The sequence below is a fragment of the Burkholderia sp. Nafp2/4-1b genome, from assembly GCF_003635165.1.
In the GTDB taxonomy this organism is placed as follows: Bacteria; Pseudomonadota; Gammaproteobacteria; order Burkholderiales; family Burkholderiaceae; genus Burkholderia.
This window is the reverse complement of record NZ_ML058667.1, coordinates 1-8,155: the sequence shown is the minus strand read 5'-3', so window position 1 is coordinate 8,155 and position 8,155 is coordinate 1. Positions and strand designations below refer to the sequence as shown.

Genomic DNA, 8,155 nt, shown 5'->3' with positions numbered 1-8,155 from the left:
CTGCGCCCGCCTGTGTGACGGTCCACCCATCATATGTTGTGACGCGAACCCATCGGTAGATCCCGCATCGCCAGGTTCCGCGTTACTCGTCTCCGGATCGTCCAGTGCTAGACGATAGCCCACCGCATAGACCGTAATAATTCTTATCTTCTTGTGTTCGTCCAGCCGCAGCTTCGAGCGAATTTGCGAAATATGCGCTTCTAGGGTCCGTGACGACGCATCGAGCTCGCGTCCCCATACGGCTCTCTGAATCGCGCAGCGCAACACGATCTTGTTCCTGTTGCGGAGCAAGAATTCGAGCACATCGAATGCACACGGTGTCATGCAGACCGCCTTCCCCTCAATTTTTATCGTGCGAAATACGAGATCGATCTCGATGTTGTCGATGTACAGGTATCTGCGTTTCATGTCGCCCCTCGAGTGTCTGTTCAAGAGCCCCGTTCATCACCAGACCCGTGCCATCGTACGAGCGGTCCGTCTATGAAAAAGCCCGCACGAAGCGGGCAAGGCGCCTCTTGCAGCGCGCCGACGTGATCTCACGTTGATCGACCGGGCAAGGATCGACGCAAAGCCGTAGCCCGCTCGATGGCGCGCTGACGTTCAGCGTCCGGGCCTTCCAGCTGTCCAACATAGGCAGCCGGCAACGCATCGCGCCCGAACTGAAATTCGAGCGACGTGAGCACGTTGCGTGTGAACACCGGATCGCTACAAGCGCCAGGCACCTTACAGCCATTCTTGATCAATTCGAGCGCTGCGATGTCCCCGTGGGCTGCCATTGCATACAGGTGATCAACCAGCATCATGCCGTCAGGCAGTGCAATCGTGTTCCATTGCATGGGGTGCCTTATAGCCAGTTCCAGCACGGCGCCAGGCTGACCAGTGCCAGCGGCCGCGCGCAGCAGGTTCAATGCATAACCCGGGTCGCGCAATTGCGCATCACCGCAGCGCTGCGCGTCGTCCTTCAGCTGGTGCTGCGTGCATGCCATGGCCCAAGCGGTAGCCTCAAATTGTCCCTCTGGATCATGCCGCTGCGCGAGCGCTCCGAAGACCGGGTATTGCAGAGCACGGCTCAGCGCAATGGCAAGCGAGTTACTCTGGTCAGACCCGCGCCGCACGACGGGCGCCTTTGTACTCGTCAGCATAGTCAACACGTCGGTGTTCACCATGCTCGACGCTACCGGCGATGAAGCCGCGACGGCTAGTGCCGGCTGCGGCGACTGTCCACGAGCACCGACTCTGGGCGCTGCCGGCGTCGCTTGGCTCTCGACAGTGGCAATGTCGCGACTCGGCAATTCTGGCCATCGTTCCATTACCAGAAGCGTGAAAACGCAAGCGAGCGCGCCGCAAGTTGCGGTGCAAATTCCCCAAACCACTTTGGCAAAAGGGTTCTTTACCATCTTCCGACAAAGTGAACTCAAGCAGCGCAACACGCATGCTCAATATGAAGAAAACTGGCTCGCCAACCAGCGAGCCGTCCTAAACCCTTGACCAAGGGATACAATTTTCGCGATCAGCGCTGGCCTAGCCACCCAACCGCGTAATGAGCCTACAAGCCCAAAGCGTTGCACATGGCAATTTCCGTCACGGTTACAGGATTAGAAGCACACGTTTGCTGGGTGCTACCACAACGGTACTGTACTCTCCATGCGACGGGATTCGAAGGATCGTCCGGTCCCGAATACGTTAGAGTCCACGGCTGAGTGACTGACGCGCTTACCGCGCTGCCGCTGCCCACGACTTGGTTTAGCGACGGGCACGACGCTGTCGCTGTAACAATCGAAGTGCCTTGCGCAGTTGCTTGCTCCACCGTCACCGCCTGCGCGGTTCCGATATATGCACAAAGTACCACCGATGAAATGAGCAACTTTTTCGCGGACATGAAAGCTGAACTCGCATCAACTTAAACCAACCAGCCTCCACGATTCCCGGGGCGGTTCAAGTACTCCCCGCGGCCACTAGCCGCATTAACCGAGCTATAAAGGACTACCTGTTTTCGCTCTCTCTAGAACGCGGCACCTCGGGAAGCCGAGTGAATCATAGCCAACTTCCCAAAGACCGCCGACTTTTCTTGATCGATCTCAACAATCTTTACGAAATCCTTCATTTCTAACAATTCGCAGACGCAGCAACGCCTCTTCCGAAAAATGAGCAGCACGTGCAGCGCCGGTCGCTCACGTCACGCAGGCCGTGCTCGCGGCGTTGACGAGCACGGCCACCCGGTATTGAGCCGGCGAGTCAGCCGAAACAAGCTCCTGGAAGCGGTCGTTTGTCTGCCATGCTGCCGCATTGTGATGGAAGCTTGTGATGGAGCACTCTCCTTCGTCAAGAAGACGCGGGAGACGCCAGACAGCGAACTACGGATTGCCCGCAAGCGATTGAAGGAGGTACAACGCCATGACTAAGACTCGACTGCAACACGACCGCGACGAGCGGTATGCGCCGGTGCCGCACGACAAGGCCTTTGTCGACCAGATGATGGCCAAACCCGGGGTGAAAGCTGCATACGATGCGCTCGAGGAGGAATGCACCGCGCTCGACGCGCTTCTCACCGCACGCCGAGACGCGGGCTTGACGCAAGCGCAAGTAGCCGATCGAATGGGAACCACGGTGTCCGCGATATCGCGCCTCGAAGCCTCGTTCGCCAGCGAAAAACACTCGTCTTCGTTTTCCACGTTGCGCAAATATGCAGCAGCTTGCGGCAAGAAACTCGTGATTTCGTTCGCGTAGCGTCCACCAGTAGGCTGGATTCTCCGACGGCATCAGCCTGCCCCGGGCCGCGTGCAGGCTGATGCCACAAAACTCGATCCAGGCTGTTCAGGCCGACTGCTGCACATCATCCTCGCTTGCGACCAAGCCCGTGCACTGGAAATACGGGGTCCGTCGAGCGATCGCCAAGGCCTGCACTTCCCGCATGCGCTTCGCGGTCTTCTCGTATGCCCTCTTGTACGTCATGTGATTCCCGCCAAACTGTCGTGCAAGATCGCGGAAGCTGATCGTGGTCTTCACATGATTGGCATAGAGCCGGGCAAGTAGGCAGTCGAGAGCCAACATCGAGACTTCCGGCAACGACGGGGCGAGCCAGCGCGACAGTGCCGGATGGCTACAAGAAACGTCTCAGGTCACACCCACCACATCAGCCTGTCCGGGATCGCGTGCAGTGTGATGCCGCAGAACAAGTCCAGGCTCTTCACGCCAACGTCGCCGATTACCTCGCGCGATCGCCTATTAACCAGTGATCCCCTCGCGGGCCTCCGGTTTTGCCAACTTCTCATCACCGGAGGCCTACGCGATCACCTACCGCATCGCCTAGTTCGGGTGTGCCAAGGCAGCCGCATCGCGAATAAATTCACGAATGAACGCATTTTTGCCTCTCATCCCGTCGACACACCACTGATTGACCGGCTCGAGCTGACCGTATTCGTCCAACACCACCTTCATCAGCACACCGCCGGCTGCCGCAATTTGCTCTGGTGTCACCGTCGTGTCATACGCGGTACCCTCCCGCAATCTCACGGCCGCGCGCCTCTCTGGGTTCTGGATCAACTGATCGAGACGCTCGTTAGCCCAGATTCGAAACCCGCTATCGTTCTCATACGAATCTACGATCAATTGGCTCACCGCCGCCATGCATCGCGGGTCGGAGTCCAGTGCAAAAAGCCTCATCAAATCACCTTCGTGCCTCTTGGATGCATCGGGCTCGATCTTCTCCAGAGCCAAGCGGATGTCCATATCTTCCTGGCTCCCGTCCAACGCACGCCGGCTGTTCGCATTGTTCCGGTAATACTCCAGCGCACACAGACGATCGATTTCTGCGGTAGTCGAGTTGGAGGCAGTGGGAATGGAGGGGGCAATCGAAAGAGGTGCTCGCGAAATTTGGGTGACTGGCATATGAGCTTGTACTCCTCAGGATAAAGGACTGCAGCAATATTGCATCGCCTACGCCAAGCGGCTATCAATTCGAGCCTATTTCGAACGACTGCGGTCTCGGCATCGATCGACAATGTGGCCATCGGTTTTCCGGGGCGGCGAGGTCGTTCGCCCTTGGTTCTCCCGGTATGATGGCAGTACTGGAGCCGGGGAATCCGCACGGTCAGGTCGGCCAAGGTCCGTATGCCGTGCCGATGCAGCACGGCGACGACGCGAGGCGGCAGTCAGGCATCGACTGGGTCGCTCACCGGCGGTTGCGGGACCGCAAGCGTCGGCATGATGTCAAGCGCCGGGGTCGCGGCTTTGTGATGGCGGGCCCGACCGCCGGCCGCGCACTGGAATCGCCGCGCCACATCTGCGGGATGACGCCGCCGCTATAGATAATATAGGCTTAGCGCTAGCGCGTCACTATGGTAGTTTTGTGAATTCTGGCGCGGCACTCTATGATTGCTCTCATGACTAACAACACGAAACATAGCCCGGTGACAAAATCTTCCCGACTAATTTCTCACGATGCTCATATCGACTCCACAAACGAGTGGATAATCGAAACAGTCAAAGCGCGGCTCCGTGCTTCCGGAGATCTTCCTGCAGCCCTTCTTGAACCACAACTCGCCCTCGTCGAGCAGTTGTCTGGGTTTGAATTTGGCAGGTTCCTGCTGCTCAATCGTGGGCTTGATGCATACTGGACACATCGCCTTGTAACCTATGAGCCTGGCTCTTTGCAGCAGGGTAGCGTGTCCGAACTCGAATACCTCATTTTTGAGCGACTCCCGGCAGTACTGGCTACGCGCGAACGCTGCAATATCTTTCGTCGCGAATTGCAGGTAAAGCTCAAACCGGGAAGTGTGCTCGCGTCAGTCCCTTGTGGATGGATGGGTGACTTGTTGTTGCTCGACTACGACGCTTGTCCCGATGTCAGACTGCTTGGTGTTGACCTGGACAGAAAAGCACTAGACGGGGCGCACAGGCTGGCAAATGATCGCGGCCTGGCGCAGCGAGTAACGCTGCATCATGCTGACGCATGGGAGATGAGCCTCAATGCCGAAGTCGACGTATTGACAAGCAATGGCCTAAATATTTACGAATCGGATAACGAACGTGTGGTTACCCTGTATCGCAAGTTTTTTGATGCACTCAAGCCAGGCGGGCAGCTTATCACTAGCTTTCTGACTCCGCCGCCGACGCTGTCGAATAAATCGGCGTGGGATATGAGTGCAGTTGCCCCGACATTGCTTGAGCTGCAACAGCTGCTATTTACGAGGATCATCGAGGCCAAATGGAATACTTTCCGTACGCATGCGCAAACCAGCGAGCAACTCGAACGTGCTGGTTTCAGGGATATCACGTTTTTCGATGATCGCGCGCGCATGTTTCCTACTGTAATTGCTCACAAACCGACGAAATTTTGATGGTATCTCATATTTTGTGGATGCTAATACTAGCGTACCTGTACCGTGTGAGGGAATACGATATTCGTACATGGGAAGGAAACAGGCAAAAGACGAATTCGAACAGTACGATCGTGGCTGAACGTCAAGCCGTACTATGGGACCGCTGCGAACGAGATCGCGATGCGTGCGACTCACGAAGCGTCCCAGTCGATGGATCAGCCTGTCGACCTGATCAACGCGACGATCAAAGCCTTGGTCACACTGAATATCGAATTGCCGGCCGTTCCCACGCTCGATCTAATTGGTGAGGAAATCCATGCAAAAGCCTGGGTACGTCCCTTCTACCTCGCTTCCCGCCGGATGAGCGACCTGAATCAGTGACAGACCAATTGCCACCGAGTCAAGCGACACGCTAAGCGAGCATGTCACCAGAATCCGAACCTCCTGATCGACCAGATGGCCTGGCTCGATGGCCGCACCGGCGAGTGCCCAGTCACGTGAAACGTCTCCGGAGTTGTCAGCGGTATCGGAACCACCCGAGTCAGACTTCGTGCAAATCGTCTCTCCACAGACACCGATTCCGATCGATCGCGGCAGGACGCCCTGGCTAGGCTGGCGGTAATACTTGGGAAGCGGCAGGCACTTTCGACGGAGTCGTGACGACAGGAGCGAATGCCAGCGCTTCGCTGATCGGAGCCCGACGTGCATGGCCCGGAATGTCGATCGATACGCGGCAGATCACCAGCGGGCCGGCCTCGTTGGGGTTTGCAGCGTATGCTGCTGATGGCGCGAGATCCAGTGGCGGAATGCAGCAGCAATCCCGGTTGGGGCTTGTGTTGCCAGCAAGCGCTCCGCAACGCTTGGCAGACCCGATCCGCGTCGATCCGCACTGACATCGACCAGCCGACGATTCGCCGACTCGCCAGATCCAGGTCCGCCGCGTATAACCAACCCTCGCCGATCTTGATGAAGGTGATGTCGCTCACCCCGACATGATTGAGTCGCCAGCCATCGAAACGCCGATCCAGTAGATGCGGCGCCACCGACAGGTGATGCGTTGAATCCGCGTTCGCCCCGATAAGGATGCTCCTAGATCGCGCGCAACCCCCGGCGTAGCCAGCTGCGGCGCACGCGTTCGGGGTACGCCGGTCGGCCCTGAGCACGCAACTGCGGCACAATACGAGCACGCCAGTAGCTGCCGCAGTTGGTGCGGTAAATGGCTGCCACTTCAGCATCCAGCACGGCATTGGCTTGGGCTCGCGATGCTGATCAACCCATGCATACTCCATCGCGATCCCTTTCCGAAGTATGCGGTCGCCTTTCGAAGGATCTTGATGCCCAGCTTCGCGCTGGCCAGTTCCGTGCGCAGCTTGCTGATCTCGGCTTCCAGATCGTTAGCCGGCCGACAGCTGGACACCGGCGTGCTGGCGGTCGGCGCACGAAATCGTGCCGCACCTCTTGCTCTCAGGTTCGCGCCGGCCCGCGAGCTTCGACGCCGGTTTCGGCAAATATCTTGCCGTCGTCAGGATCCGAAACGATGAGACCACGCCTGGGTGCGATCGACGTTTGTGGCCCGCACGCCGATCGTCTGGTGACGTTGCACGGCCCCGTCCATCGACAAACTAACGGTCGCGCAGTCTGACACGAATGCATCTGCACGCCGCTCCGCGCCGAGTCGAGACCGACCGTCGGTAAAACCTATTGAAGATTCACACACAGCCGGCCCGAGCGTCGCGAAGGATGGCATAATTCAACCGTTGTGACTCGTCGCAAACGACAACTATGGGGAAAACGAACATGGCAAATAGCGACTACAAGACATTGAAGGCGCAGCTATCCGCATTGCAAGAGAAAACGGAAGCAGCACGTATTGCGGAATTGGAAGCTATCGTTACCGACATCCGAGAAAAGGTGGCGGAATTCGGAATTACGAGCGAGCAGATTTTTGGGCGTCAACGTGCAGGCAAAAAAGCTGAAGGCCGCCTCGCCGCGAAGTACCAAAACATCAAGACCGGTGAGACGTGGAGTGGCCGGGGCCGTGCTCCTGCCTGGATCAAGGACGTAAAGGACCGATCGCGATTCCTAATTGGAAGTGCAACGGAGAAGCAGGCTGATGCCAATACCGCGGAGACAAGAGCTGCGGCAAAGAAGCCTACTGCAAAGGGGCGAAAAGTCAGCGCAAAATCAATGAAATCCCGAGGAGCGACAGTTGCGGGCAAAAAAGCGCGCGCGTCAACCAGTGCTGCCGCAAAGAAAACGGGACCTCGGCGAACTGCCGGGGCGAGAAAGACGACTGGCAGCCCCGTCAAATCTGAAGTGATGGCGGACGCACCAAGCGAGTAACGGCTCCATTCCGGCGCCTGAGAGACAAGGAAAGCTGGTACTTGACTCTCGGGCCGCCCTCCATTGCACCTTTCATCTAGCTGGCCGTCCATGTGAGAGCGCGCTGTCCCACCGTTTCGTGCGAAGTTTGACGTCGCCTATACGCGGCGTTGATGCAGAAATTGAGCATGAGGTCGACGTGACTCCCTTGCTTGCGGAGTAAGGCAATGCGGACGATCGTGGGCGTGCGAAGCCCGCCACGCGATTCAGCGCGCCCACGTGGATATTGACGTCGGTCGCTTGCGATTCCGTCCGATGTGCTCATAGCTGATTGCCCATGAGCGTATTCAGGTGATACACGCGTTCTCTGCCACCGAATGCCGATGGGTGCTGCAGCCCTTCTTCCAGTCGCGACGGCCACGCGGCCAAGGTGCAGACGGTGCTGGAGCGGGATCCGTTCTGTGGACACGTCTTCGTCTTTCGCGGCAAACGCGGGAGTCTCGTGACATAGT

The 8,155-nt window shown here is 57.8% G+C and carries 8 protein-coding genes and 3 pseudogenes; 5 read left to right on the top strand and 6 right to left on the bottom strand.

Going from position 1 to position 8,155, the window contains the following annotated elements; all coding sequences use genetic code 11:
• The coding region (locus tag C7H84_RS35505; protein WP_162999510.1) for a winged helix-turn-helix domain-containing protein at positions 1-408 on the bottom strand (408 nt) is incomplete at its 3' end.
• Between the two features lie 128 nt (positions 409-536).
• Positions 537-1,166, bottom strand: coding sequence for a hypothetical protein (locus tag C7H84_RS35500; protein ID WP_121863136.1), 630 nt, complete (start codon positions 1,164-1,166; stop codon positions 537-539).
• Here C7H84_RS35500 and C7H84_RS36855 point away from each other — a divergent pair.
• Both C7H84_RS36855 and C7H84_RS35490 read left to right on the top strand, forming a co-directional pair.
• Positions 1,165-1,488: a hypothetical protein gene (locus C7H84_RS36855; protein ID WP_162999509.1), complete on the top strand. Its 324-nt coding sequence runs from the start codon at positions 1,165-1,167 to the stop codon at positions 1,486-1,488. The two genes, C7H84_RS35500 and C7H84_RS36855, sit on opposite strands and share 2 nt — an antisense overlap.
• 984 nt (positions 1,489-2,472) lie before the next feature.
• The gene (locus tag C7H84_RS35490; RefSeq protein ID WP_240462202.1) at positions 2,473-2,727 is read left to right on the top strand and encodes a helix-turn-helix transcriptional regulator; all 255 of its coding nucleotides are present in this window, start codon (positions 2,473-2,475) and stop codon (positions 2,725-2,727) included.
• Between the two features lie 87 nt (positions 2,728-2,814).
• On the opposite strand, the gene C7H84_RS35485 is transcribed toward C7H84_RS35490, so the two are convergent.
• Together C7H84_RS35485 and C7H84_RS36850 are read right to left on the bottom strand one after the other, a co-directional pair.
• The gene (locus C7H84_RS35485; protein ID WP_205611501.1) at positions 2,815-3,051 is read right to left on the bottom strand and encodes a hypothetical protein; all 237 of its coding nucleotides are present in this window, start codon (positions 3,049-3,051) and stop codon (positions 2,815-2,817) included.
• Positions 3,052-3,306: 255 nt separating this feature from the next.
• Positions 3,307-3,888, bottom strand: a complete 582-nt coding sequence (locus C7H84_RS36850) for a hypothetical protein (protein ID WP_162999508.1) — start codon at positions 3,886-3,888, stop codon at positions 3,307-3,309.
• 494 nt (positions 3,889-4,382) lie between these two features.
• On the opposite strand from C7H84_RS36850, the gene C7H84_RS35470 reads away from it, so the two are divergent.
• Both C7H84_RS35470 and C7H84_RS35465 read left to right on the top strand, forming a co-directional pair.
• Positions 4,383-5,339, top strand: a complete 957-nt coding sequence (locus C7H84_RS35470) for a class I SAM-dependent methyltransferase (RefSeq protein WP_121863137.1) — start codon at positions 4,383-4,385, stop codon at positions 5,337-5,339.
• Positions 5,340-5,399: 60 nt separating this feature from the next.
• Positions 5,400-5,702 (top strand): DUF4158 domain-containing protein, encoded by a 303-nt coding sequence (locus tag C7H84_RS35465; RefSeq protein ID WP_121863132.1) that lies wholly within the window; start codon positions 5,400-5,402, stop codon positions 5,700-5,702.
• Between the two features lie 422 nt (positions 5,703-6,124).
• Here C7H84_RS35465 and C7H84_RS35455 read toward each other — a convergent pair.
• Positions 6,125-6,756 (bottom strand): annotated as a pseudogene (locus C7H84_RS35455) (DDE-type integrase/transposase/recombinase); the annotation flags it as partial.
• A 362-nt stretch (positions 6,757-7,118) separates the two neighbouring features.
• On the opposite strand from C7H84_RS35455, the pseudogene C7H84_RS37485 reads away from it, so the two are divergent.
• Positions 7,119-7,409: pseudogene (locus C7H84_RS37485) on the top strand (H-NS histone family protein); the annotation flags it as partial.
• A 468-nt stretch (positions 7,410-7,877) separates the two neighbouring features.
• On the opposite strand, the pseudogene C7H84_RS37480 reads toward C7H84_RS37485, so the two are convergent.
• Positions 7,878-8,062: pseudogene (locus C7H84_RS37480) on the bottom strand (IS5/IS1182 family transposase); the annotation flags it as partial.
• Positions 8,063-8,155: the final 93 nt, after the last annotated feature.

Excerpts from the sequence above, each read along its gene's own strand:
- C7H84_RS36855 (WP_162999509.1), top strand. The coding sequence starts at position 1,165 with ATGCTCGACGCTACCGGCGATGAAGCCGCGACGGCTAGTGCCGGCTGC.
- C7H84_RS35500 (WP_121863136.1), bottom strand. The coding sequence starts at position 1,166 with ATGGTGAACACCGACGTGTTGACTATGCTGACGAGTACAAAGGCGCCC.
- C7H84_RS35490 (WP_240462202.1), top strand. The coding sequence starts at position 2,473 with ATGATGGCCAAACCCGGGGTGAAAGCTGCATACGATGCGCTCGAGGAG.
- C7H84_RS35485 (WP_205611501.1), bottom strand. The coding sequence starts at position 3,051 with ATGTTGGCTCTCGACTGCCTACTTGCCCGGCTCTATGCCAATCATGTG.
- C7H84_RS36850 (WP_162999508.1), bottom strand. The coding sequence starts at position 3,888 with ATGCCAGTCACCCAAATTTCGCGAGCACCTCTTTCGATTGCCCCCTCC.
- C7H84_RS35470 (WP_121863137.1), top strand. The coding sequence starts at position 4,383 with ATGACTAACAACACGAAACATAGCCCGGTGACAAAATCTTCCCGACTA.